The sequence below is a fragment of the Sphingobacterium sp. UBA2610 genome, from assembly GCF_002339225.1.
Lineage (GTDB): Bacteria > Bacteroidota > Bacteroidia > Sphingobacteriales > Sphingobacteriaceae > Sphingobacterium > Sphingobacterium multivorum.
In genome coordinates, this window is sequence record NZ_DDKA01000023.1 from 128,817 (window position 1) to 155,751 (window position 26,935).

Genomic DNA, 26,935 nt, shown 5'->3' on the forward strand with positions numbered 1-26,935 from the left:
TAGCTGTGGGATTCACATAGATCCTTTTAATAACTTGTAAAAGTTAAGACTTAATCTGACAGTTGGTCAATTCTGCGACTATATTTGAGACTATAACGTAAACTCATATCTTTGAAAATAATGTATAATCAATATTTTTATATTAAAAACTAACAGAACTAAAGCAGCAACTTGAACATTAAACTAGGCACTTTTCTTTGAGGATGCTGGGACACAGAGAAACCTGCTTTAGTCTCTTTCTGAAGAGAGCCAGAATAGTACTTAAAGATATCTATTGCGTTAGATAATCCTGTATAAAAGATGAGTAATGGTTGTTCAGAATATCTGTTCTTTTATAATTTTAAAATAGGGTAATTATGTTAAAGTATTCACTGGGATTGGATATCTCTTCTAAAGAAAATTCACTGCTGTTTATCGACAATTGACAGCAGTCAAAAGGTAAGCATTAAAGGTAGTCGCACGATTGCAAATACCTTTAAAGGTTTTAAGGATCTTGAGGATTGGGTTATACGTCACAGAAAGCAAAAAGAGATTCCACTGGTGATTTGCATGGAAGCCACGGGGGTTTATTATGAAAATTGTGCGATGTATCTTAGCAAAGCTGGATTTCCAGTTTCTGTACTACTTCCCAATTACGCAAAGAGATATTTACAGGCCTCGGGGGTAAAGTCTAAGAATGACAAAATTGATGCGCAGGGACTTGCACAGATGGGGGCTGAAAAGTCACTTGAGTTATGGGAGCCTATCAGCGAGTTTTATTATAGTTTACGACTATTGACTAGAGAAATAGAAAATCTCCAGGAACAAAAAACAGTGGTTATTAACCAGAGGCACGCCCTTCAACATGCTATGCATCAAAATAAGGTTGTCAATAAAACACTTCTTAACCGGCTTAAGCTGATTGAAAAGCAGTTAGAAGACCTGGAGATGGCAATCCAAGAGCATATTGACTCAAATAAAGAAATAGCAGAAAAAGTAAGAAAAATATGTAAGATAAAAGGTGTTGGAATAAGAACTGTGGCAACGCTAATAGCAGAAACGAACGGCTTCAAATTATTTAAAAATGCTAGACAATTAGTTAGTTTTGCAGGATATGATATCGTTGAAAACCAATCAGGGAGCCATCACGGAAGAACTCGAATTTCAAAGAAAGGGAATAGTCATATTCGAAGAATTTTGCACTTGCCTGCTTTCGGAGTGGTCAGATGGAAAGTAGGCCCTTTTGAGGATCTTTACGAGCGGACTTACGCTAAACATGGTATAAAAATGAAAAGCTATGTAGCAGTCCAGAAAAAACTTCTAGTAATAACGTATTCGCTCTGGAAGAATGACCAAGAGTACGATGGAAAATATAAAAATAAATATAACAAACAAGAGGAAAAGGAGCTTTCTATCCAGGAAATGTCGATCGTCGGTGAATTCCAGCAAAGGTTATTAAGCAAGTAGTGCCGACTAATTTGCCAGCACTACACAAGGTAAACATAACAAGTGAACAATCACAATATGCTTCCTCATGAAGAACAAAGTTAGCAAAGAATTAGAGAAAAATAAATGAAATAATATTTGCTTTTTATTATAGTACCTGTGTCAGAGGAATAATTCAATAAGATTATTTATATTCAATTATTCAAACGACACGGTCATGAAAGAAAAGACCCCATTCTACTTTGAACGCTTCAAGGCAGAAGCCATGCAAGGTCTTTAAGAAGGTAAAAGTTTGTCTCCCAATGATGGCGTTCTAGCACCATTGATGAAACGTTTGTTGGAATCTTTGATGGTTGGCGAACTGGAAAACCACTTGAACGAAGAGAAAGCTTCGGGCAATAGCAACCGCCGAAATGACAAGATCAAAAAGACTATCCGAAGCCTTAACACTGAGACATTTGAGCTGGAAACAGGTCGTGATAGATCCGGCAGGTTTGAGCCGAAAGTAGTACCTAAAAGACAATTAATCATTACTGAACAGCTTGAGGGACACGTGTTAAATTCTTTTTGAGCCCTCATTAGAATTCAGAATTTTGAGAAATTTATTTATCTTTAAAAATACAGTCATTATTATATTAACCTATGGCAAGATTTTCAGAAGATACTTTAATCACTTGGACAAAACCTGCAAGTGAATCAGAAGAGACAAAGCTCGAAAATGCGAGAAGAATGGTGACCCAATGTATCAAAGGTAATCCTAAACTAAAAGATATGGGTATTGATATATTTGGACAAGGTTCCTATGCAAACGATACTAACGTTAGATTAAATAGTGATATTGATATAAATGTATGTTATAATGAGGCATTTCACTTTAATCTTCCAGAAGGAACAGTAAGAGAAGACTTCGATTTTACCGGTGGCGTGACATATTCCTTCTCAGAATTTAAAAATGATGTTGAAAATGCATTAGTTAAAACTTTTGGAAGAAGTGAAGTTGTTAGAAACGATAAATGTTTAACCATTAAAGCAAATACTTACAGGGTAGAAACAGATGTAGTACCTAGCTGGGAATATCGTAATTATTGGGCAGATAAATCATATTACAAGGGTGTTTATATCAGGGCAGATTCAGAAATAGTAATTAAAAGTTACCCTTTAAAACACATCGAAAACGGTAAATTAAAAAATAGTCAAACCTTTAAACGATACAAAAGGCTAACCCGCATTTTCAAAAAATTACGTTATAAAATGATTGACGATGGGGTGAATATAAGTAGTAACATCACTTCCTTCCTTCTCGAATGTTTAATATGGAATGTCCCAAACGAAATATTTAATAATAATTTATCTTGGGAGACAAGATTAAGGGGAGCAATTGTTCACTTATACCAAGCTACAGAACAGGATACAACTTGTAAAAGCTGGGGAGAAGTTTCAGAATATTTATATCTGTTCCACAGTGGCAGAAAATGGAGCAGACAGGATGTTAATACTTATTTACTGCAACTTTGGAGATACCTTCAATTCAATTAAAATATTATGAATTTTAAATATTTTAGAACGGACAGGCTAATTCCTTTTATTATAATTCTTTCGATTGTTTTTCAGTTCATCACTAACTACATTGAAGAGCTTCTCAGGAATCACGAAAAATTAAAAGAAATTGCCAGCTACATTGATGTGCTTTCAACCTTAGGATTAATTGGAGCTGTCCTAGCATTTCTCAATGAATTTGGATGGAAATGGAAATGGAGAATTATAAAATTACTTATTGATCTCCCCGATTTAAACGGACGTTATAAAGGAACTCTGAAATCAAGCTTTAAAGATGAACAAGGCAACAACATCCAAAAAGATTGTGTCATTGAAATTAAGCAATCGGCTTCAAACATCTGCATCTGTGCCTATTATTCTGATACAGGTACCCATAATGAAACATCACAATCCCACTCAGTTTCTGAACAACTTGTAAAGGAACCAAATGGCTTGTTTTCACTCTATTATATTTTTACCAACGATGCATCAACTCTAGCGACGGAGCTCAATAATCATCATGGTACAGCTCATCTGAAGTATTTTCCTGACATTAAAACTTTAGAAGGTGAATATTATAATAAAAGAGGAAATACTGGAACTATCAAAGTTCAATTAGAAGATAAAAATTTATTAGGTCGATATAAACCATAAATTACGAGTGGTTATCCAAATCAATTAAAATATTATATGTGGGAATATCAACCCCGTTACTATTTGTATGACAAAAACGGAAAGTCATTCTACATATTCAGGCGATCACAGGGTGAGTGGGAATTAGCATACGGTGTACTGGCATACGATATTCTAGAGGCTTGTATCGACGCTCTTATTCGTCGGTTGATCACGATTCGCCAGAGCTATTCTACACCAATGGCAAACGCAATGTTGTCCGTATCAGCGTAAAGAAAGGCGGTATTTGGCATATTTATGTCAACAATGTTTATGTAGGATCTATTCAATATGACCTGTTTGCAAAGAAATTTGAATATCACCTGGACGATAATACCCCACTGACGATGGATCATATTGAAAAATATATCGGAATGATTGAGCGTGGCGAAATTAAGTGGAAGAAAGAGCGTTGAGATGTATAATATTCCGCTGCTTGATTGATGGAGAAGTGGAATAAATGGTGAATGGATTATGCATTGCAACAATCGAAGCTGGCTTACTTCCGATGAGCTGACTATTTTTATTGAGCATTTTGAAGCTGAGCTCGTGTAAGAGGAAGAGATATAAATAAAAAGAGCTTCCCTCTAACCGGCAGAAGAGAAAACTGGTTTTGTGACCTTTAGAGACTGTAACGTGAATTGTGTCAACGGAATAATTCAATAAGGTTTTTTTATATTTAATTATTCAAACGACATGGTCATGAAAGAAAAAGACCCATTCGACTTTGAACGCTTCAAAGAGGAAGCTATGCAAGGTCTTTATAACGGAAAGTGTTTATCTCCCAATGATGGCGTTCTAGCGCCCTTAATGAAGCACTTACTGGAGTCGATGATGGATAGCGAGCTGGAAAGTCACCTTCAGGAAGATAAAGCTTCCGGGAACTCCAATCGTCGTAATGGCAAGACCAAAAAAACTGTTCGAGGCCTTAATACCGGTACATTTGAACTTGAATCTGGACGGGATAGATCGGGTACATTTGAGCCCAAGGTAGTTCCCAAACGTCAGCTTATTATAACAGAACAGCTGGAAGGTCATGTGCTGAGCATGTATGCCAAAGGTATGAGCACACGTGCAATAAGTGATTTTATCCGCGAGATGTATGCTATGGAGATTTCTGCAACTGAAATATCCCTTATTACAGAAAGCGTCATGCCTGCTGTTAACGAGTGGCGAAGTCGTCCGCTAGAAGCCGTCTATCCCTTTGTTTTCCTAGACTGCATGCATTATAAAGTCCGTCAGAACGGTACGGTTGAGTCCCGGGCCATTTATAATATCCTGGGCATAGGAATGGATGGTCGCAAAGACCTGATAGGGCTTTACAGTTCGGAAAACGAAGGAGCTAAATTCTGGTTATCCGTACTCACCGATCTAAAGCAACGCGGTGTAGAGGACATCCTGATAGCCTGTATTGATGGACTGAAGGGCTTTCCTGAAGCTATAGAAGCTATTTTTCCAAAAACAAAAGTTCAGTTATGCATTGTCCATCAGATTAGATCAAGCATGCGCTACGTTACAGAAAAGGACAAAAAGGCTGTTATTGAAGATTTAAAGCCCATTTATAAAGCTGTAAACGAAGAAATGGGATATGAAAAACTACTGGTCTTTGAAGAGAATGGGGCAAGAAATACCCCATAGCCGCTAAGTCATGGCTCGATAACTGGATAAACCTCTCTACTTTTTTGAGTATGATGAGCAGGTGCGTAAGACGATCTATACCACTAATCCTATTGAAGGAATGCACCGTCAGATCCGAAAAATAACGAAGTCTAAAGGTGCATTCAGTTCTGAGCAGGCTCTTATGAAGCTGATGTTTCTGATAATAAAGGATATCTCTAAAAAGTGGACAATGCCTGTGCATAACTGGGGCTTGACCATATCCCAACTTTACATTAAATTTGGGGATAGGCTCAAACTTGATAGAGGCTTTTAGATTTTGGTTAATTATCCAATGACACAGTTCAGTTTACACTCCCGGGCTTATTTTTGTGTTTGGTTGTTAGTTCAATACTTTTCATAATAACGAATATAGTGATATTGAATAATATTGGTTCACTACAAGATAGCAAACTGACAAAGGTTCTGTTAGGGATTTCCTTAATTCCACAATCTATTTTTACGCTAGCATACGGTATAAACTACGATAAATACCTTACTCAAATTATTTTACTTGGAATTGATTTAAAGACCATTAGGCCTTTAACTATAGTTGTAATGTTATGTTTCCATATAACAATTGTTCATCTAGCTTTTTTTCTTGGCGCTACGGGGTTTCCAGATGGGCTAGAATATTAAGGGCTTTGCCTGTTACGAAATAAACAATATTGAATGACTTTATCCATTTGTTTAAAGATGTTGTGCTAAAATTGACTTTGACGCTAATACAATCTCTCCGGTACAGCATTTGTGGCATTCAAACTAAATGACTGTCATGAAAAATTTAAATGAAAAGTTTACACACTTGTGGTATAAGGAACATCCTGGAGATCTATTCCGCCGTACAGTGATTGTACCACTACCCGATCCTTATAAAGACCAGGAGAATTTTTGGATTTGGTTTCACCCTTGTTTTCAAACAAGTCAGGATGTAGCAGACTTAAATGATCTTTACAAGTATCTGGATGATGAATGGTTTGATGACGATGTAATGGAAACTGACGATAGGTATTATGGGTAATCTATCAAGATTGCTTCGAAAACTTTTATCATCTTATTTTGGAAGGGAAAATTGAATTGATACCCAAATATACTCGAGGAATTTTTGCAGCAACAACTTACGGCTGAACGATATTATTCCGACCCCAACTATAAAAAACATACTTTTATAAGAAATAATCTCAACGATGAATTGGGCACATGATAACTTAAAATAAATTGCTATATTAGAATAAAGAAATAAACCTAATGAAAAGAAAACTTATTTACATATTAATCACTTTTGTCGTGTTTGTTACTGCATGCAAACAGTATGAGCATTCCCAAATAGAGGATACATTAATTTCTTCTTATGAAGAGCTAAAAGGTAAAACGACAATTCAAAATTATGATTTCACTCCCAATTGGAGCAAAAGACAAAACGTAAATGGTGGATATTATATTCCATTGTCATCAGACAATAATCGATTCTCAAAAACGTTAGACAGCACGATATATTCATTGGCAGATAAAACTTGGTTATTTGCTTTCAAAAATGATGACAAATGGGAATTTAAGGTACTAACCGTCTTTCCAGATGATATAAATGAGGTCAAAAGTGGCGGAGTGATTGTTTCAGAAGACTTGTTAACTGGAAAGACCTCGTTTGTAAATTATTTGAACAATAAACTAGTTTCAAGAAATGACATTGTAAAAATTTATGCATCTTCGAATAATAAGCTTGCAAAAGAAAGGCTTAAGAATTGTCGAATGATGTGGTATCAAGTTTGTTTAGACGGTACTGATATATGTTCTTCAGGATGGAAAGAAGTTTGTAGTGATGATATTATTGACCCAAATTTCCCTGATTTCCCACCTTTTCCTGATGGATGCGACGGGTGTTCGAGCGGAGGTGGCGGAGGTGGTATCGGCGGAGGTAGCAACGGCGACGGTGGCACTAAACCACCCATTGATCCGAATCAGGACCAAGAAATCATAGATTCTTTACAAGGATACCCTTGTGCTCAATCCATTTTGGCAAATATTCCTAATTTAGAAAACGAAATCTCAAAATGGTTAAATTCTGTATTTAGTAACAGTACCGCATTTAACATCACTTTCTCCGATGCTCCGCAATTTGTCGGAACTAAAATTGATGCAGAACACAGTTCTTTTGGTAGTGTAGGCGGTCAAACGCATAAAATAATTATCAACCCAGATGTCCTTAATAACTCTTCAAAAGAGTATATTGCAGCAACGATGTTTCACGAGGCGCTACACGGCTTTTTAAATTATGAACGCACCAGATTAATAACGGAAGGAAAGGGAGAACAATTTGGAATATTATATTCCGGCTGGACAGCAGTCAATGTGAATGGTCAACAAAGATTTGTAAACCAACATAACAGCTTTGGCACCCAGCTAGATAAGCTTGTACAGGCAATACAATCTTTTAATCCTAATTTGAGCAAATATGATGCATTGGCGTTAGCAAAAAATGGAATAGTAAATAATCTCGATGCGGTCGAGTCAAGTGTTAATTCGACTCATAGAGATGGCAAAGCAGGTACTAAATGCAACTAATTTTTAATTGAAAGAAACTAATTAACAAACAAAATGAACATTGCTATGCTTAAAACTAAGTGCCTTATAATTTGGTTGATCCTTATCTCCCTATTGTCCTTCAATAAAGGATTTAGTCACACCAAATATTTCCTTTTTGAAGAAGATAGCAAAGAGTTTGCAGCCTCATCCTTTAGGTTAAACACCTATCCGCTATATAAGATTAAGCGTGAAGTGCATCTTTTTAATGTAATGAGTAAGGTACAAACGTTTATCGGTAATAAGGGTATATATAATGGACAACATGATTATAATATCATGCTATTTTCCATTCTACCTGATTTAGATGGTTCAGAAGATTGGTATGAAATCAACCCTGATACTGTACGTTCTTCAATGATGAACTTTAAAGATCTGGAAGAGCTTCATAAAAAAAATACGTTATCGTACTTCAACACTACTGTGAAGCAAACAACAAAGTATTTTAATGCGTATAAGCTAATTATAAAAAAAGGAGATACTTATTATGCACCAAAATATTGTTTGTTACAGTTTTATGCAGTCCGCAATCGTCCGCAAGCTTTTACGAATGTCTATGGGACTATCAATACGCAAGATTCGGCCTATAGTGTGCTTCAATTCGAAAAAATATTTAAAGGCGCTTATCCTAGTTTACAATTCCCTTTATATCGGATAGGTGAAGACCCGCTTTCCTTTTTAGATTGGTCCCGGGACAGAAGAGAATATCTATCCAAAAAAATTACCTTAGCACAGCATGCAACGGGATATCAGTTTTGGACCTATGTAGATTGGACACAACATGAGTATAATTATGATTTTGAGCGAGGAATTGATCGATTTGTATATGCTCCGGAAAAGGGAATCATCGGAGGCTCATTTGACTTCTATTTTTATTACCACAGAAAAAAGCTACCCATAAAATACACGGATTTTCTAAATAATATCAAGGAGGAAAAGGTGATGATCGCTGAATAATCTTAGGCTTAAAATAGTTCTTAAACTTGATCAACACTTGGTAAATAAGATCAGTATTATCAACGTCTGTAATAGCGCCGAAATATTTCACATCATATGATAGTTCCTAGCATGGCATCCTTTTCATGATAAGGCAATAATTGAGCATCGGCAGATTCCACTTTGCAATTCAATGAGATAAAATCACTCGAACCTCTCCTCAGCTTGAAAATAAAACCAGAATAGACACACATTAATTATTATTTTTGACGACATTACTCCTACTGCACCATGATGAGCTATCTGCATAAAGTTAAACCAGTCGATCAAAAATTCCACGAATGGGTGGACAACATCAACAAAACTGAAAGGATTGATAAATCAATAATTGCGTTCAATTTCGGCCTTTTCGAATCAAAAGAGGGTTAAAATTACTCACAGTGCCAACCACCACTATAAATTCAAAATATGCTAATTACAAAAGTCACTTTCGATACTAGCACTTATATTTGGTTCTTTTATCGGATTGATTATTTATTGCTTCTATGGTAGACATGGATATAATAGTGTATCAAATAATGAAAAGATTAAAAGAGGCTAAAACCTCTCGCTAATACACATTATTTATTTTGAATTAATAAATTTATGCAAATCCCTATTGGGATAATTTTAAAGAGCTGAATTTAGTTTATAACAAACGATTAATTTTACGGGAACCCATACCTAGTAAATTTCAATTGGGTTATGCCTGTAAATGATTATCTTTACATCGCTATGCTACAAGTAACCTGTGCAATCATAGAACATGCCGATAAAATATTGATTTGTCAACGTTCCACTTCGATGAGATTACCTTTAAAATGGGAATTCGCCGGTGGAAAAATCGAACCAGGCGAATCAAAAGAGGACTGTCTTCGCAGAGAAATAAAAGAAGAAATCGATATTGATATAGAGATTAATAAAACACTTTCAACTGTTGAATATCATTATTCTGATTTTTCTATACAGCTGTACCCCTTCGTATGCAGTTTGTTAAATGGTGAAGTCAAAGCATTGGAATATGCGCAAGCCATATGGGTAGATGCGAATCAATTGAGAGACTACGACTGGGCAGAGGCTGATTTACCTATTGTGGATGAATATTTAACACAACGGTATCTCAGGAAGTGAAACCACTTCAATGCGATTATTGACCACGATAACCTTTTCAATAGCTCAACCAAAGTCGAGAGCTAGATCGGCTTATGTGGTGCCAATCCATATTTGGTATTCTTTCTATCAAAATGGGTAAAGGCGTTGAGGTAAGGAACCAGTTCAGCATTCATATATGCAAAATAGGCAATCTTTTTAAAATTGAGCCAAATTAAGAGCGATGGAACCGAATCTCTAGGTTTGGATACAGCTTTTCCTTCGGATCAATCAGTACTCGCGAGGGTTCAAACCGGGTATCGCAAGTTTCTCTAATGATATCGATATGTTCATTGAATTCGGTCATACTATTAGGATTCTAGGCTATTTTAATTAACAAGCCTCCCTTATGACCGCTTAAGGAAGCTTTTTGGCTAGATGTCTGCCTTGGCTAAATGTTTATCGGCTTTGGGCTTCATCAAATGATAGTGAGTTTAATTCATTTTGAATCTACAATCATAAACTAAATAAAATAATGGAAGAACCGCTATTCTGTAACCCAAAAAAAATATTTATCTTAGCAATTAGAAGTACTGCTAAATAATAAAGAATTCCCTAACCGTGCCTCTTTAAACGCATCCTCACCAATATTAGCAATGAAATAAAAATACGGGGGGTTGATAAAACAGTAAATTCTTTTAACAGGCATGTTTGTAAAAGGAAGTTTAGCCTAATATTTAAAAATAGCTAACCTATTATGGAAATGAATACCGAAACGATCTTCATATCGATGCCCTTGCTTCCGTGCATAATCGTATATTTAATAATGATGTACGGCGGAATACGTGGACTGACAGGTGAAGACTTTGGATTGGAAAAATATCTAGAAAAATCCGGCAATGCGACTAAAAAAAATACCGTCCGAAAAAGGGGCTTATTTTTGTGTTTAGTTGTTAGCTCAATACTTTTCACAGTAACGGATATCGTGATATTGAATAATATTGGTTCACTACAAGATAGCCAACTGGCAAAGGTTCTGTTAGGGATTTCCTTAATTCCACAATCTATTTTTACGCTAGCATACGGTATATACTACAATAAATCCCTTACTCAAATTATTTTACTTGGAATTGATTTAAAGACCATTAGGCCTTTAACTATAGTTGTAATGTTATGTTTCCATATAACAATTGTTCATGTAGCTTTTTTTCTTGGCGCTACGGGGTATCCAGATGGGCTAGAATATTAAGGGCGTTGCCTGTCATTAAAAATTTGAGCGAAAAGTTCACCCACTTCAGGTATAAAGAACCTACTGGAGATCTATTCCGCGGTACAGTGATTGTACCACTACCCGATCCGTATAAAGACCATGAGAATTTTTGGATTTGGTTTCACCCTTGTTTTCAAACAAGTCAGGATGTAGCAGACTTAAATGATCTTTACAAGTATCTGGATGGATATATATGGGCTAACTTACAATTAAGATCGGACTGCCCGGGGGTACGAAAAGCAAAAAGCACCTTAGTAAACTAAGGTGCTAATTATATGTGGCCTTCGATTAAAATAACGAAGTCTGCGCCGTATCACTCCCCAATGGTGGTAATCCTTCCCAATCAAATTGCTCATAACGGTGTTTACCATCGGGGCGGTTTGGATATCCTCTCAAGGTATACACTGGATAATGTTTCAACTTTTCATTGGGCATTTCAAATCGAAAAATCGGTGGCATATCTTCTTCGTTTATATCCTCATCCACTGTCTCATGCCACTGGTACAAACCTGGTAAATAGAATAGCTCTCTCCCCGCTTCACCGATGAAATAAGGCACTTTCTTTTTCCAGCCCTTTACCGCACGATGCTCAAAGGTACCACTCACTGGGATAAGGCAACGTTGCTTGCGCAAGCGATACCAATAGGATTTTTTATCCTCCAGGATACGCTCGCTACGCACATTGATCATATTGCGCCTGCGATCGGCCTGCAGCTTGGGATCGTCAATATAGGTAGGCAATACCCCCCACTCCATCTCGGTCAGCGCCAGCTGGCTTGAGTCCTTGTCCTTATACAGGATCGGATATTTGGGAAAGGTAATGGCCTGCACGTTTTCCAGATAGTCATAGTTGTAATCCAATTGACGACGCTCGTCCCGCAATTGGGGAAAGGTCTTTTTGATAATCTCAATATCGGTATGGAGGCTAATATCCCAGCACATAATGGTATCCTTTTTTGTTTGGCTTTGATACGAATATACGCAATTTGTGCTTTAAATACGGATTGCCCTACGACAAGAAAATGGCTGCTTTTTGGTTCGGACCGGATCTGATTAGCGAAGGATCTCGATAGCAAATACTTTCTTTTGGGTCTGCCCATCGCTAATGGTAGCCACTACCCGACCATATTCTAGGGAGAATAAAATATCAATGGGATTCTTTCGCTGAAACCTGGTCTTGGTACGCAGGTAATTGACAATATTTTTCTCGTAGAGCTTGAGCATACGCTTATCCCAATTCTCCTCCTTGATACGATTGAGGAAGATCCGATAGCCTGATCCAGTCTCCAACAAGCTTTCGATCTTATCGGCATCCTGCGGCAACTGCAAGGCTCTTCCCTCCTTTGCTCCCAGTTGATGGGCATGCTGATCGGCGCTTTCCTTATCATCATAAGGCGTGAGCAGGAAGCCTGTCTTTTCCTTGACATCGGGCCACTCAAAGCGCTGCAGCACAAAGTCGGCATAGCCCGACTCGACGAGCTCGCGAAACGAACTTTTGGTGACTTGTTCAAAGGGATTATACAGCATAGAACTAAGATAGGATTTATATCCTAAAAAAGGCCGGAATAAACCAGCCCTCATATTTATAGTTATGATCCCAATAATGGGATAGTCGGTTTCAAAAAAATGCTGGCCTAACAAGTGCAAATCAAGCCAGCAAAAGCAATCTTCTCATTTTTCGAATAAAGGACAACAGAAATATAATATTCGTTTGATCTTTTTATAAAAAGTTTTCGTCTCTTCGACCTTACAATTATTTTATTTAAATGAGAGCTTATTCAAAACGGTATTGTCTAAGACCAACTTAACCTATAAAAAGAAAAAGGCCACTTAGACAGTATCCAAGTGGCCTTAAAATCTTATATTGTAATCTGTTTTATTTTCCTTTAGCCTTCTCTGCCTCGATCTGCTTTACAAACTCTATAGTGACGTCCGCTAATTCGGCTATCTCCGATATCGAAAACTTATTCGAAGACAAAAGATTTTTTATTACTTCCGCCTTTCCTTCAGCTTTTCCGATAACTTCTCCCTCAGCCATTGCTTTTTCGCGCGCTCGTTTCAATTGCTCCTCCTGACTACTTCGGATACTCTCGGCATCCCATTTATTCCTTAAACTTACGTTGTACATCTCTCGTTCCTCCGGTTTTAGTTTGCTATACTCTGCTAACTGAAATAACTTCTCAAAAATAGGCTTACGCAAATAAGTGGAAAGTCCATTTAGCGAAGACATATTTTTGAGTACATAAAGCCAACGATCTAAATCATTAACTAACTCTGCCTCAGCTTTAACAAAGTTAACCAATTCCACATATATAAAGCCTAGATCGTCATAAAATATTTTACCATGATCTCGATAACATAAACAAATATCGTGCAGAAAATACTTCTCATCCCCCTCATCAGGCATTGCAAATCCATCCATCAGTACAATGATATAAACTTCACTAATTGCATAATTCCAAGCCCTTCGGTTGCCTTTGGGTGCCTGATCCGCTATCAATTTACTGCTGTAATAAAGCATGCGCTTTTTCAAATTATCCTGCGCCGTGCGCTGCACTTCAATAATAAAACGTTCGCCATTGTCTGCCGTGCAGGTCAGATCAAAAATAACGGTACCGATATCCTCTGTATCCCCGACATGCTCATTTTTGTTATAATACAGGTCGGCAATAATCTTGCGTCCTCTAAACAGTTCGTTTAAGAAAGCGATCAGAAGATCTTTATTGGTATCTGATCCGAAAACTTTTTTAAATCCATAATCTGTTGTAATATCGATATATTTCGACTGTTTCAACTCACTCATAATACATTGTTTTTAAATTGGTTAACAATGCAAATATAAGTAAAAAAGCATTTTAATACTAATATTTTTAGCGTAAAAACATTAGTATGTATATGAATTAAAACAACTTCCCCAATGAAGATCATTTCCGTCCTATTCACTCCTCGGATCGGGTTTTAGTGGCATCTTGGCACAGCGGATCACCTCAATAGAAGGGCAACCATATTCCAGAACAATTTTGCCTTCAACCAAATAGATTCCGGCCCCACGGAGCGGATATTTGGCTAAGGTCTGTGGGAAATGGACGGTATCAAAAAATCGTCCCTCGGCATCGAGGAAAGTACCAAATTTCATCAGCTCGCCACGCTTGGTCTTCACAAATTTCTCACAGACAAAATCCCCCACCACACGTACTATCTTTCCTTCATGCAGATGGAGTTCCCGAGCGGGCATATCGCCCCGGTAATCGCTTTTGGTAAGATCAAATAGCGTACCCGTTACGCAAAAGCCAATCAGCTCCATCTCGTCATAATAATCCTCCAGGATATCTTCTTCCAAAGGGGGAAGAATAGGCTTGCGACTTTCGGTCTCAAAGAGCGCCATACCTGCTGCGACAGGCTTATGCTTGCTCATCATCAGGTGAGCTGCCCACAGCAATTGCTTTTTCCCCGTCCCCGTAAAGCGCAAGGCACCTACACGAATTAGGATAACAACCTGCTCAATACCCGTCTGTGTGCGCTTAACAAAGTTTTCTAGGCTCGTGTACTTGCCATTGGCTTCGCGCTCCTCAATAATGCGATGGGCCAGTTTACCTTCCAAATTGAGCAGGCAGTCAAAACCCAGGTAAATGTCCTTACCCTGAATGGAGGTATTAAAGACCGACTGATTGACACAGGGCAGACAGATATTGCCCCCTGAAATTCGCGCTTCATTCACATAGACCTTACGATTGTAAAACCCGCCATAATTGTTGAGCACCGCAACCATAAACTCCAAAGGATAGTAGGTCTTCAGGAAAAGACTCTGATAACTCTCTACGGCAAAGGATGCTGAATGCGCCTTGTTAAAGGAATAACCGGCAAAACTCTCCATCTGCCGCCATATCTCGCGGCTAGTCTTCTCGTCATAGCCTTTGGCCTTACAGTTGGAAAAGAATTTATCCTCGATTTCGATCAGGTGGTCTTTGCTCCGGTATTTGCCCGACATCATCCGCCGGAGCACATCGGCATCGGCCATATCGAGCCCGCCATAGGCATTGGCGATCTTCATCACATCTTCCTGATAAACCATAACGCCATAGGTCTCTTCGAGCTGCTCCTTAAATACGGGGTGTAGATAGACGACCGTCGTGGGGTCGTGATGCCGACGGATGTACTCGCCCATCATGCCCGAACTGGCCACACCGGGCCGAATAATGGACGAGGCTGCCACTAAAGTCAGGTAATCATCGCAACGTAACTTGGTGAGCAACTGCCGCATCGCCGGACTCTCGATATAGAAGCAGCCGATGGTATTGGCTGATTTTAATTGCACTGCGATATGGACATCCTGAAAAAAACGCTTGGGATTGTCGGTATCAATGACCACGCCCAAGTTTTCGCGCACAATGGTACGGCAATCTTTAATATGGCCGATGCCGCGCTGCGAAAGGATATCGAATTTTTCAAAACCGATATCTTCGGCCACATACATATCAAATTGCATGGTCGGCAATCCCTTGGGCGGATTGTCCATTGCGGAATAACAGGTTAATGGTTCCTCCGAGATGAGCACGCCACTGGCATGAATCGTCCGCTGGTTCGGGAAATCGGCCATGCGGTTGTAAACGCTCAGAATAGTATTGGTTACTTCATTCTTGTTGAGCATATGCTCGGGCTCATGCACCAGACGATCGATCTCGGCCTTGGGCAGTCCATACACCTTACCCAGCTCGCGCAAGATACTCCGGGAGCGAAAGGTGCTCATGGCCCCCATCAATGCCGTATGTCCTGTCTGATAACGGTTAAAGATATAATCGTACATCTCGTCGCGCTCATTCCAGCTAAAGTCCACATCAAAATCAGGAGGACTCTTGCGCTTGGGATTGAGAAAACGCTCAAAGGGAAGTTTGAGTGCTATGGGGTCAACATCGGTGATCCCTAAGCAGTAAGCAACAGCAGAATTGGCCCCCGACCCGCGGCCTACGTAGTGAAAATTGCGCCCACGTGCGTAGCGGCAGATATCGTCCGTAATCAGGAAATAACTGGAGAAACGCAGGTTTTCGATAATCTCAAGCTCGCGCTGAATGCGTTCGGTTGCGACCCGATCATTGCGGCCATAGCGCCTGGTAAAGCCATCCATGCAGTACTTGTGCAGGAGCTGCTTATCGTTGTAGCGATTACCGGTAAAGGTTGCTTTATTCTTGACACTGGTAAAATCGAAACTGAAAGAACACTGGCCTAGTATACGGTTGGTATTGGCCAGCAATTGGGGCAAGTCGGCAAATAAGCGCATCAGCTTCACACGAGGAATAAATACCTCGTCCTCAGCAGCTATCTGCTCATCGCCGAGCTGCGAGATCAGCAAGTTGTTATCAATCGCCCTCAACTGCCGATGTAAGGTATAATCGGCCTTTCGGAAACTGACTGGTGCGAGTATCACACAGCGATCGAGCACCTTGCGGTCCATCAGTTGGGCGCGGGTACGCTCGCTGGGCCGGATGCCAATGTATTCAAAATCCCGCAATGGAAAGCTATCGAGCTTGCTAAAGGGATAGATCACAAAGACCTGCTCGAAGTCAGGCGATCGCTCCGGTGTAGGGCGATTTTCCATGTTGAGCTTGGTGCGGTATTCATTGATCTCACGAAAGCCCTGTTCGTTTTTGGCAATGGCGACAAAACAAAGCTGATCGCCGTTGCGGAATTCCATTCCCGCCAGTAAATTCAGTCCGGCAGCGCGGCCCAGTTTAATGAAGTCCAGCGATCCCGAGCTGTTATTAATATCGGTAAGCACGGCAGTGTCATAACCGCCGGCCAGCATGCCCGAAATAAGATCCTGCAGGCTGAGCGTGCCAAAACGCAGGCTATAATAACTATGTAGATTTAAGAGCATGCTCCCCTCCTTTCTCTGGCAGCGGTGCACAGATGGCCTTCATCAGAAATTCGGCCCCATAGCGTTTTCGGATCTTGTCCATGGCCTGCATCAGGTTGACCTCCTCCGCGCTATCGTCAAAGAGATCGGTCTGATAGGAACCGTATATTAGGCCCGAGAACTTGATCCCGATAAGCCGTATCAGCATCCTGCGGCTATAGAGTTTCTTTAAGAGTGCAAGTACCACATCGGTAAGCTTTCGATCCGAATTGGTATAACCGATTTGCAACTGTTGGGTATGGGTATCGAAGTTGCTGTAACGGATCTTGAGGGTAACGCAGCTCGTCAGCTTCTGCTCTTTGCGCAGATCGAAAGCGAGCATATCGACCATACTGATCAGCGTTCGGCGAAGGACATCCATATCGATAGTATCCTGCTGGAAGGTGTTCTCCTTGGACATGGACTTTTGCTCCCGAAAAGGTACCACCAGCGAATCGTCCAGGCCATTCGCTTTACGCCAGATGTTGATCCCGTTTTCCCCGAGGACCTTCTGCATGGTGAACACTTCCATCTGCTGTAAGGTTCCGATTTTGGAGATCCCCATATTTCGGAGCAGGGTAAAGGACTTCTCGCCTACCATGGGAATTTTACGGATGGATAGTGGTGCGAGGAAACCTTTTTCGGCACCATTTTGCACCTGCTTTTCACCACAGGGTTTGGCCGTACCGGTGGCAATCTTGGAGACGGTCTTGTTGACCGACAGGCCAAAGCTAATGGGCAATCCAGTCTCTCGGATAATACGCTGGCGGAGTTCCTGGGTCCATTTCCAACAACCAAAAAAGCGGTCCATACCGGAGACATCAAGGTAATGTTCGTCTATACTGGCTTTTTCGACAATAGGCGTTTCTTCCTCGATAATTTGTGTAACTATACCCGAATAATGACTGTACCGATCGTGATCGCCCCGTACGACCACCGCCTCTGGACACATGCGCAGCGCCAGCCGCATTGGCATAGCGGAATGCACCCCAAACTTGCGGGCCTCATAGGAACAAGATGCAACTACCCCACGGTCACTACTTCCTCCTATGAGCACAGGTACTCCGATGAGCTTGCTGTTCTGCAAACGCTCGACAGATACAAAAAATGTATCGAGATCACAATGTACTATACTCCTCTCCATGTTTTTTTCAATTGTATCAAAGGCCCTGTATTGTCGCCTTTGATTTTTGGTAATTGCCGCATTCAAAATTACTAATATTATTAGCAAACAATCAACAGCGAGAAATGATTTAATTTTTATCACATTCATTGTCAGCGATATAATTTATAGTAAAGGATTGGCTTAAACTTCACTTACTTATGGCGGAAATGCGGTGCGCATGCCTATAAGCCCATGAAAGGAAATCTGGAGCAACTGCTCGCTCAAACCTGCACAACTCCACTTTGGGAGGACGATTTATTGTCAATAGACGATGCGCGATTATTGGTGGGTACAGAAAGCGTACAAGATGATTGGATCGTGCTGGTAAAGCAGAAAAGGGAAAAATAAAAAGCCTCCCTTGTTAATTGGTTACATGTTAACGGGCTTCGGCGGCTTTGAGCTAAAGCAAAAGACCTTACCTAATTACCTTATCATTGCTGTTATTGATTAGCCTTAGTATTGTTGCGAGCGGAAAGAACTCAAAAAAACAATAGAGCAATTCGAAGACTCTTCGACAGAGATTGATTCTAGTGAATTTAAAAATAATATCACTCCGCCATACAACCTATTCTATTTAATCTTCATCACCTTCATTTAATGAATTATTCTTTCACCGTGAACATCACCGAACACCTAATGGTTTGACACATATTGATGTTGCATATACGTTATCTTTTGAGAAAAATACCCTTCATTGAGATGTGAATAGTTGTGTGCTATTATTTTTTGAACCAAAATTGTTTTGGATGTGTTCCTTTAAAACACAGATTAATAATTGGTTAAATGTACACACATTCTAAAATATAAATTATGAAAGCAGCAGTATTCCATAAGCCCGGCGATATCAGGGTCGATAATGTACCTGACCCAGCTATACTTGACCCAAGAGACGTCATTCTAAAAGTAACCGCGACCGCAATATGTGGCTCCGATCTACATATTCTAAGCGGTGCAGTCCCGCAGAAGGAAAACCTGATCATGGGACACGAATTTATGGGCATCGTAGAGGAAGTGGGCTCAGAAATCACCAATCTAAAAAAAGGCGACCGTGTAGTAGTCCCCTTTCCGATCGCTTGCGGAAAATGTTTTTTCTGTACGCATGAAGCATCTCCTGCCTGCGAGAATTCAAACTTTAAACACTATGGTCCCAACGGGGATTTGATGGATCAAAAAGGTGGTGCACTCTTTGGCTATACTGATCTTTACGGAGGATATTCTGGCGGTCAGGCTGAATATGTACGCGTTCCTTATGCCGATATCAGTCCTCGGATTATTCCCGAACACCTGACTGATGAACAGGCTTTGTTTTTAACAGACATTTTTCCTACCGGATGGTCTGCGATTGATTGGGCAAATCTGAAAGGCGGTGAAACTGTTGCAATCTTTGGTTCGGGTCCTGTCGGCCTGATGGCTCAAAAAGCAGCATGGCTTAATGGTGCTGGTCGAGTTATCGCTATAGACCCACTGGACTATCGATTGGAGAAAGCGAAAGCAGTCAATAACGTTGAAATCCTAAACCCACATAAAGTAGATGTTATTCAGGCAATTCGTGAAATGACTGACGGAAGAGGAGCCGACGTGTGCGTAGATGCAGTAGGCTTTGAGCCCGAACGAAATTTTATGGATAAAGTAAAAGCAACGATAAATTTTGAAAAAGGGTCGATAAAAGTATTGGAAATGTGCTTTGAAGCGGTCAGACGAATGGGAACAGTATCGATCATGGGCGTATATGGTTCACCATACGATAATTTCCCACTATTCAGGATTTTTGATAAAGGTATCACCATTAAGCAGGGTCAAGCCCCTGTTCTTAACTATATTGACAAGCTTGTGAACCTCGTCAGCGAAAATAAAGTAGTTCTCGATGATATTATCACCCACACCATTCCGCTTACTGAAGCGGAGCATGGCTATAAAATCTTCAATGAGAAAGAAGACGATTGCGTTAAAGTAGTTTTGAAACCCTAAGATAAATTTGCGAGGAAAAATCACGAAAAACGAGCAGGCTTGCTGTAAACATTAAATGATTTTTCCTCGCGGTTTATCGTTCGGTTAATGCTGCTAGGCCTTTTCGCAAATCGCTAAAATAGCTTCGCAAGTATTCCTTCAAAAGTTACCAAAATATTTTATCCATATTTTTGCTGTGCTTTGGTCTACTTTCTCTTCAAGCGTGTAAGCTGTAATCCCCCCTTTAAAATTAACTGCAGCACTTTCGATCTGGGACCACCCCATCTGCAAATATTTTTTGTAAATCAATCATACGCTTTAAGACGATAGTAAATACTATATCAGATAATTAGAGTTTATTTCTATGCATTATTGAAGCTACAATAGTTCATTTATTTTTAAGTAATACCGCAAAGCTAGTTTTGGTAGACTTGTATCGATTTTCTATATTACCCCAATTTATAAACGGCTAAATCTATATTTGCTGTCGGCTTTTATAATTTATCAAAAATTTTCCCTTTAGGACAGAGTTGAATTCGTTGATACAAATAAACTGTGTATATTTAACATTTACTTATACAATCTCAAACTACCGTTAAACATAAATGCAGAAACCATGATTTTAATTGTAGATGACCAAGAAGAAAACATATTTTCATTAAAGAAGCTCTTAGAATCAAAAAATTTTTTAGTGGATACTGCCCTCTCTGGTGAGGAAGCGCTAAAAAAATCCCTGAAAACCGACTACGTACTCATTATTCTGGATGTCCAGATGCCGGATATGGATGGATTTGAAGTTGCAGCAACCCTACGTGGCCTCAATAAAACAAAAAATATCCCGATAATATTCCTATCGGCAGTCAGCAAGGACAAAAAATTCATTACGCAGGGATATGCTTCCGGTGGTCATGATTACGTCACTAAACCTGTCGATCCGGATATCCTGAATCTGAAAGTCAAAACTTTCTATGATCTCCATGAAAAGACAGTCGCTCTCAATAAAATGCAGGAACAGCTTCTATCTGAAATCGAAGAACGCAAAAAAGCCCAGCGTGCCCTTGAAAAACAGGTTGACCAGCTCCACCTGACACTCGAATCCTTACCGCAGCTGGCTTTCACTGCAAATTTTGATGGGGGCATAAAATTTGTCAATTCCCAATGGTACCGATTTGCTCGGTCCGCTGAATCTTTTCCACCCACACATCCCGATGACGAGGAGATCAAAATGCTATGGACTGACGCTGTGTCACACAGAACGGTTTATGAAAAAGAAGTCCGCATCAAAGAGCTTAGCGCAGAAAATTACAAATATTTTCTTCTTCGCATAGCACCGATACGCGAGCAGGAATCGGGCCCAATTTGGGTGGGAACCCTGACGGACATTGACCACAGAAAACAATTGGAAAAAAAGAAAGACGAATTCTTGAGCATTGCCAGCCACGAACTAAAGACACCTCTGACCAGTATTAAGGGTTATGTGCAATTTATGATGCGTCTGATCGGCTTAAACGACATTTCTTCTATCCAAAAACATCTCCTTACCCTAGATGGACATGTAGATAAATTACAGGAGCTGATAAAAGACCTGCTCGATATTTCTAAAATTGATAGCGGCCAGCTAAATTTAAGAAAAGAGGATTTTGTAATTGAAAACCTGATTGAAGAGACTATATCCTCAATGAGACAGATGAATGCCGATGTTGATTTTTATTTTCATTACGATCCCAATCTTATCAACCACATGATAAAAGCTGATAAGAGGCGTATAGAGCAAGTCTTGATCAATTTTCTCAGTAATGCGATAAAATATTCAGTCAATAGGCCCTGTATAACAATAGACATACAATATGAATCTGACTCAGTTAGTGTATTTGTCACCGATTGCGGTATAGGTATCCCGGAAAACAGGCAAAAACACGTGTTTGATAAGTTTTACCGTGTGGAAGAATCGTCCGTAAACTTTCAGGGTCTGGGGATTGGTCTTTATATCTGCGCTGAAATAATTAAGCAGCACAATGGAACTATCGGTGTACGCAGTGCCCCCTCAGGAGGATCTACTTTTTATTTTTCTTTACCTTTAAATTGAACCAGGCAATGCCAAAACGTTTTTTAAGAGATCTGCAGATCGGCTTTGGATTTTCACTGGCCCTGTTATTGACCAGTTCGACAGCATCATATCTAAGTATCCGTAATCAGATCCATAATAGTCAAATGGTTGATCACAGTAGACGTGTCATTGCACGCTCGAACAGAATTTTGATCGACCTACAAAATGCCGAGACTGGACAGCGGGGGTTTCTGCTCACCGGAAGAGAACATTTTCTGGAACCCTATTATAGCAGTTCCCGCTCCCTCCCTCAGTCAATTGCCACCGCCCGTGACCTGGTATCGGACAATCTCCCGCAGCAAAAAATAATAGATAGCATCGGCCAGCTGGTCGAGTCCCGATTGAATAAACTGGCCGGACTGGTTAACATAAAAAAGGCCCGGGGTACGGTGACCTTAGCGGACATGGAGGAGGGCAAGAAATATATGGACAGATGCCGTGCGCTTCTCGCCAGACTTGTGGACAATGAGGAGAAATTGCTCGACAGTAGGTCCGGAAGGCTCAATACGGCATCAACATTGACTTCACTTTTTGTGATCATCGCTGCGATTTTTTCGCTGTTCATTACCATATTTTCTTATATAAGGCTTAGAAGGGACCTGGCGAAACGGGTACAGCTCGAACAAGACCTTAAGAAAAAAGATAGGGAGATCACCCAAAGACTCGTCGCAACACAACGTATTGCGGGACAGATTGCTGCCGGAAACTATTCGGTTAAAATCAATGACCAGGAGCATGATGAACTAGGAAGTTTAGCCGGTTCACTAAACAATATGGCAGATTCGTTAAAACAATCTTTCGATGAACTTAGCGACAATGAATGGCGCCAGACCGGGCTCGCCTTGCTAAACGAAGTTTTAGTCGGCAACAAAGTGAAAGAAGATCTAGTTTCCGATGCATTGCAAATCTTAGTCACTTATGGGGAATGTGCCAACGGCTCCCTTTATATCCTTGAGCATACGCAGCTAGCACTGATAGGAGCCTACGGCCATGAAGATTCGATGCGGCAATTTATCGCACCCGGAGAAGGCGCTGTCGGTCAGGCGTTTGTGGACGGCAAAGTACGGATCATAGAAAATCCATATCCTTCGAAAAATGTGGTCAGTTTTACTGCAGGATATTTACCCCTGCATTCGATCTTATTACTTCCAATTTTTGATGGTCACACCTGCATTGGTGTTATTGAACTTGGTTCTTTCAGGAAATTCGAGGAACCCCAGATGCCCTTTTATAGAGAAGCGGGCCGTCATATTGGTGCAGCGATTGTTGCAGCTCAGGCGCGGCTGAAAGTACAGCAGCTGCTTGAAGAAACGCAATCGCAGACAGAGGAACTTCAGGCACAGCATGCCGAGCTGGAAAATCTCAATGCAAATCTTGAAATCCATACCCAAAAACTCCAGACGTCCGAAGAAGAACTACGCGTACAACAGGAAGAACTGCTGCAAGCCAATAAAGAACTGGAGCAACGCTCTGCAATGCTAGAAGAAAAAAATATACTGATAGCAGACCGAAATCAGGAAATTCAGAAAAAAGCGGAAGAACTGGCGCGGAGCACGAAATATAAGTCAGAATTTTTGGCAAATATGTCACATGAGCTGCGTACACCGCTCAATTCAATTTTGCTTCTATCACGCCTAATGTCGGATAATCCCGAAAAGAACCTGACAACCGAACAGATTGAATCGGCCGAGGTGATCCAATTATCGGGAAAAAACCTATTGACCCTTATCGACGAAATTCTCGATCTTTCAAAAATTGAGTCCGGTAAAATGGAACTCGATTATCAGCAGGTTGCAATTTCGGATCTGACAAAAGACCTGGACAATCTATTTTCTCCGATTATAAGGGAAAAAGCACTCTCATTTACAATAAAATTGGCAGACAACCTGCCAAAGACAATACGTACTGACCGCCAGCGACTGGACCAGATCCTACGGAATCTATTATCGAATGCCATCAAGTTTACGAAAGAGGGACAAGTCATACTTTCCGTCTTCCCAAGCGAGGCACAAGATGGACAGATTGCTTTTGCCGTAACTGACACCGGTATAGGAATTGCACCGGACAAACAGGACGTCATTTTTGAAGCTTTTCAGCAGGCTGACGGATCCACACGGCGTAAATTTGGCGGGACAGGTCTTGGGCTTTCGATCAGCCGTGAACTCTCGCGTCTGTTGGGCGGAGAGATCCGTTTAAGTAGCCAGGAAAAAAAAGGAAGTACCTTTACCCTTTTAATTCCCGAAAATCTGGAAGAAAATACTGTTACGACAACGGGAGAGCTTATACAGTCCATTGCGGAAAACATCGAAAAAACACAGGACATCATAATGTCCAGTAATCCGCATACCGTTGACATTATCCCGCCGGATGTTGATGATGACCGGAATGATATAAAAGAGGACGATAAAGTGATATTGATCGTGGAAGATGATGTTAATTTTGCTAAAGCGCTGCTTAGGTATACCCGGCAGCAAAAGTATAAAGGGGTAGTCATCGTGCGTGGAGACCAGGCAGCTGATGCAGCGATAAGGTATAAGCCTACGGCGATTTTATTGGATATTCAATTACCTGTAAAAGATGGGTGGCAGGTTATGGCAGAGATTAAAAACAATCCAATTACACGTCCGATTCCAGTCCATGTTATGTCATCTTTTGAAGTTAAACGGGAAAGTCTGCTCCAAGGGGCTATCGATTTTATGGATAAACCTATTGCGCTGGAACAAATGGCGCAGATGTTTATAAAAATTGAGGAAGCACTTGCCCGGAATCCGAAAAAGGTGCTTATTGTAGAGGAAAATTCAAAACATGCAGCAGCACTTGCTAACTTTTTGGAAAGCTATGATATCATTTCTGAAATAAAGACTACCGTTACAGAAAGCGTCGACAGTCTCTATTCTGATAAAGCAGATTGCGTTATACTGGACATGGGCGTTCCGGGCAATATGGGATATGACACATTAGACTCGATACGACAAAAACCCGGTTTAGAAAATATACCTATCATTGTATTCACAGGGAAGAATCTTTCGAAATCTGAAGAGCTAAAATTGAAGCAATATGCCGATTCGATTGTCATCAAAACGGCAAATTCCTACCAGCGAATACTGGACGAAGTTGGACTGTTTTTGCATTTAGTAGGAAACCATCCTGGTGAAGAATGGTCAAAAAAATCGTCTTTAGGAACCATCAGAGAAGTACTGCAAAATAAAAAAGTTCTTATCGTCGATGACGATATACGCGCTATTTATTATCTCTCTCAAGCGCTTGAAAGGTATCAGATTAATGTTGTTTCTGCAATGGACGGAAAGGAAGGTCTAGACAAAATTGAAGAACACGATGATATTTCTGCTATTCTTATGGATATGGTGATGCCCGAAATGGATGGGTATGAAACGATTAAAATGATTCGTCAAAATCCCCATTATAGTGAAATACCGATAATTGCCATAACAGCAAAAAACATGATCGGTGACAGGGAAAGGTGTATCATAGCCGGGGCCTCTGATTATATTTCAAAGCCCGTGGACACCGATCAATTGCTTTCATTATTACGTGTATGGTTATACAACTGATTAAAATATGGACAATAAAAAATTGATTCTGATCATCGATGATGAACCTTATAATATTTTTGCCCTAAAATTGGTTCTTAAGTCAAAAGGTTATGCTGTACTAAGCAGTGCTTCCTTAGCAGAAGGGCTTGAAATACTCCATCAGCATAAAAATATCAATATCGTGCTGATGGATATGATGATGCCTGAAATAGATGGATATGAAGGCATTGCCAGCATCAAGGGATCCAGCGAAATATTTAACGATGTTACCATAATTGCGGTTACTGCTCAGGCCATGTCCGGTGACCGGGAAAAATGCCTAAGTGCTGGCGCAGATGGTTATATTTCTAAACCTATAGATATCGACGAACTTATTCCGCTGATCGAAAAATTTTAAGAATGGAAAAGAAGAAAATATTATTGTTTGACGATGACAAACAATTGCTGGAGATGATTTCTATGATATTGGAGAGCTTCGGATATTCAGTAGCTGTGTCCTCTACCTCCCACGAAGTGATAGAAAAGGTTACTGAGACAAAGCCTGACTTAATTTTAATGGATAACTGGATACCCTCCATTGGAGGAATTGAAGCGACTCAGTTACTCAAAAACCATCAGGAATTCAAGAGAATACCGGTAATTTATCTTTCCGCGAACAAAGATATAGAAAGCTTGGCTAAACTGGCAGGAGCTGATGACTACCTGGAGAAACCATTCGACATCGTCGATCTGGAGAAGGTGATCAATAAAATGCTAAATTTAAATTATTAAGATCTTTTACGCCCCAAAAATTTATCAATCTGGGGCACCAATTTTATTATTTTAGGGATTAACGACATACTTGATATTTGTACTAATGCTTTACCTGGTATAGACACTATGCTATCACAGCGATTTCAAGTATTAAACGATCTATATTGCGTAGTTTATCAGTTAACGAAACCGATCCCAAGAAGGTTCACTTTATATATAACAAAGGCTTATTACCAGAATCAGCATACACCTCAAAGATCATTGGACTGAAGCATTTGAATGCTGGTATCTGTATTGGATACTCACGACAAATGAA

Annotated in this window: 22 protein-coding genes and 2 pseudogenes; 18 read left to right on the plus strand and 6 right to left on the minus strand. The window is 40.1% G+C overall.

Annotation, left to right across the window (positions count from 1 at the left end; all coding sequences use genetic code 11):
* Window positions 1–399 precede the first annotated feature (399 nt).
* The 12 genes and pseudogenes from B4Z47_RS16420 to B4Z47_RS16475 all read left to right on the plus strand — a co-directional run bounded on the left by B4Z47_RS16420 (window position 400) and on the right by B4Z47_RS16475 (window position 11,466).
* The gene (locus B4Z47_RS16420) at window positions 400–1,446 is read left to right on the plus strand and encodes an IS110 family transposase (protein ID WP_286727726.1); all 1,047 of its coding nucleotides are present in this window, start codon (window positions 400–402) and stop codon (window positions 1,444–1,446) included.
* A gap of 196 nt (window positions 1,447–1,642) precedes the next feature.
* Window positions 1,643–1,993: pseudogene (locus tag B4Z47_RS16425) on the plus strand (transposase); the annotation flags it as partial.
* 74 nt (window positions 1,994–2,067) lie between these two features.
* A complete protein-coding gene (locus B4Z47_RS16430) occupies window positions 2,068–2,961 on the plus strand; it encodes a nucleotidyltransferase domain-containing protein (RefSeq protein ID WP_286727667.1) in 894 nt (297 codons plus the stop codon).
* Window positions 2,962–2,967: 6 nt separating this feature from the next.
* Window positions 2,968–3,615 carry a hypothetical protein gene (locus B4Z47_RS16435; protein ID WP_286727668.1) on the plus strand — a complete coding sequence of 216 codons (648 nt, stop codon included), beginning with the start codon at window positions 2,968–2,970 and terminating at the stop codon, window positions 3,613–3,615.
* A 116-nt stretch (window positions 3,616–3,731) separates the two neighbouring features.
* Window positions 3,732–4,049, plus strand: a complete 318-nt coding sequence (locus B4Z47_RS16440; RefSeq protein WP_286727669.1) for a hypothetical protein — start codon at window positions 3,732–3,734, stop codon at window positions 4,047–4,049.
* Window positions 4,050–4,335: 286 nt separating this feature from the next.
* Window positions 4,336–5,566: pseudogene (locus tag B4Z47_RS16445) on the plus strand (IS256 family transposase).
* A gap of 498 nt (window positions 5,567–6,064) precedes the next feature.
* Window positions 6,065–6,310 (plus strand): hypothetical protein, encoded by a 246-nt coding sequence (locus B4Z47_RS16450; RefSeq protein ID WP_286727670.1) that lies wholly within the window; start codon window positions 6,065–6,067, stop codon window positions 6,308–6,310.
* Window positions 6,311–6,537: 227 nt separating this feature from the next.
* A complete protein-coding gene (locus B4Z47_RS16455; protein WP_286727671.1) occupies window positions 6,538–7,851 on the plus strand; it encodes a hypothetical protein in 1,314 nt (437 codons plus the stop codon).
* Window positions 7,852–7,896: 45 nt separating this feature from the next.
* On the plus strand, window positions 7,897–8,826 hold the full coding sequence (locus B4Z47_RS16460) for a hypothetical protein (protein WP_286727672.1): 930 nt from the start codon (window positions 7,897–7,899) through the stop codon (window positions 8,824–8,826).
* 753 nt (window positions 8,827–9,579) lie between these two features.
* Window positions 9,580–9,975, plus strand: coding sequence for a (deoxy)nucleoside triphosphate pyrophosphohydrolase (locus B4Z47_RS16465; RefSeq protein WP_286727727.1), 396 nt, complete (start codon window positions 9,580–9,582; stop codon window positions 9,973–9,975).
* A 784-nt stretch (window positions 9,976–10,759) separates the two neighbouring features.
* The gene (locus B4Z47_RS16470; RefSeq protein WP_201639329.1) at window positions 10,760–11,182 is read left to right on the plus strand and encodes a hypothetical protein; all 423 of its coding nucleotides are present in this window, start codon (window positions 10,760–10,762) and stop codon (window positions 11,180–11,182) included.
* Window positions 11,183–11,205: 23 nt separating this feature from the next.
* On the plus strand, window positions 11,206–11,466 hold the full coding sequence (locus tag B4Z47_RS16475; RefSeq protein ID WP_286727673.1) for a hypothetical protein: 261 nt from the start codon (window positions 11,206–11,208) through the stop codon (window positions 11,464–11,466).
* 25 nt (window positions 11,467–11,491) lie between these two features.
* Here the strand turns inward: B4Z47_RS16475 and B4Z47_RS16480 are convergent, their stop codons facing one another.
* The 5 genes from B4Z47_RS16480 to dinB form a co-directional block, all read right to left on the minus strand.
* Window positions 11,492–12,145 (minus strand): SOS response-associated peptidase family protein, encoded by a 654-nt coding sequence (locus B4Z47_RS16480; protein WP_286727674.1) that lies wholly within the window; start codon window positions 12,143–12,145, stop codon window positions 11,492–11,494.
* 111 nt (window positions 12,146–12,256) lie between these two features.
* Window positions 12,257–12,730 carry a hypothetical protein gene (locus tag B4Z47_RS16485; RefSeq protein WP_115048274.1) on the minus strand — a complete coding sequence of 158 codons (474 nt, stop codon included), beginning with the start codon at window positions 12,728–12,730 and terminating at the stop codon, window positions 12,257–12,259.
* Window positions 12,731–13,079: 349 nt separating this feature from the next.
* Window positions 13,080–14,006 (minus strand): Rpn family recombination-promoting nuclease/putative transposase, encoded by a 927-nt coding sequence (locus B4Z47_RS16490; RefSeq protein WP_286727675.1) that lies wholly within the window; start codon window positions 14,004–14,006, stop codon window positions 13,080–13,082.
* 132 nt (window positions 14,007–14,138) lie between these two features.
* Window positions 14,139–17,075 carry a DNA polymerase III subunit alpha gene (locus B4Z47_RS16495; RefSeq protein ID WP_286727676.1) on the minus strand — a complete coding sequence of 979 codons (2,937 nt, stop codon included), beginning with the start codon at window positions 17,073–17,075 and terminating at the stop codon, window positions 14,139–14,141.
* Window positions 17,056–18,237, minus strand: a complete 1,182-nt coding sequence (dinB, locus tag B4Z47_RS16500; RefSeq protein ID WP_112374820.1) for a DNA polymerase IV — start codon at window positions 18,235–18,237, stop codon at window positions 17,056–17,058. Before dinB ends, B4Z47_RS16495 begins: the two co-directional genes overlap by 20 nt.
* 213 nt (window positions 18,238–18,450) lie before the next feature.
* Here dinB and B4Z47_RS16505 point away from each other — a divergent pair, with 213 nt between their 5' ends.
* On the plus strand, window positions 18,451–18,606 hold the full coding sequence (locus B4Z47_RS16505) for a hypothetical protein (RefSeq protein ID WP_159332907.1): 156 nt from the start codon (window positions 18,451–18,453) through the stop codon (window positions 18,604–18,606).
* Between the two features lie 462 nt (window positions 18,607–19,068).
* Window positions 19,069–20,226 carry a zinc-dependent alcohol dehydrogenase gene (locus B4Z47_RS16510; protein ID WP_088161295.1) on the plus strand — a complete coding sequence of 386 codons (1,158 nt, stop codon included), beginning with the start codon at window positions 19,069–19,071 and terminating at the stop codon, window positions 20,224–20,226.
* A gap of 138 nt (window positions 20,227–20,364) precedes the next feature.
* On the opposite strand, the gene B4Z47_RS16515 is transcribed toward B4Z47_RS16510, so the two are convergent.
* Window positions 20,365–20,490, minus strand: coding sequence for a hypothetical protein (locus B4Z47_RS16515; RefSeq protein ID WP_256603312.1), 126 nt, complete (start codon window positions 20,488–20,490; stop codon window positions 20,365–20,367).
* 331 nt (window positions 20,491–20,821) lie between these two features.
* Here B4Z47_RS16515 and B4Z47_RS16520 point away from each other — a divergent pair, with 331 nt between their 5' ends.
* The 4 genes from B4Z47_RS16520 to B4Z47_RS16535 are packed head-to-tail and all read left to right on the plus strand — an operon-like array spanning window position 20,822 to window position 26,637.
* Entirely contained in the window at window positions 20,822–22,291 is a 1,470-nt protein-coding gene (locus tag B4Z47_RS16520) for a hybrid sensor histidine kinase/response regulator (protein WP_070568394.1), read from the plus strand.
* A gap of 8 nt (window positions 22,292–22,299) precedes the next feature.
* The gene (locus tag B4Z47_RS16525; RefSeq protein WP_286727677.1) at window positions 22,300–25,884 is read left to right on the plus strand and encodes a response regulator; all 3,585 of its coding nucleotides are present in this window, start codon (window positions 22,300–22,302) and stop codon (window positions 25,882–25,884) included.
* A 7-nt stretch (window positions 25,885–25,891) separates the two neighbouring features.
* Window positions 25,892–26,263 carry a response regulator gene (locus tag B4Z47_RS16530; protein ID WP_286727678.1) on the plus strand — a complete coding sequence of 124 codons (372 nt, stop codon included), beginning with the start codon at window positions 25,892–25,894 and terminating at the stop codon, window positions 26,261–26,263.
* A gap of 2 nt (window positions 26,264–26,265) precedes the next feature.
* The gene (locus B4Z47_RS16535; RefSeq protein WP_286727679.1) at window positions 26,266–26,637 is read left to right on the plus strand and encodes a response regulator; all 372 of its coding nucleotides are present in this window, start codon (window positions 26,266–26,268) and stop codon (window positions 26,635–26,637) included.
* Window positions 26,638–26,935: the final 298 nt, after the last annotated feature.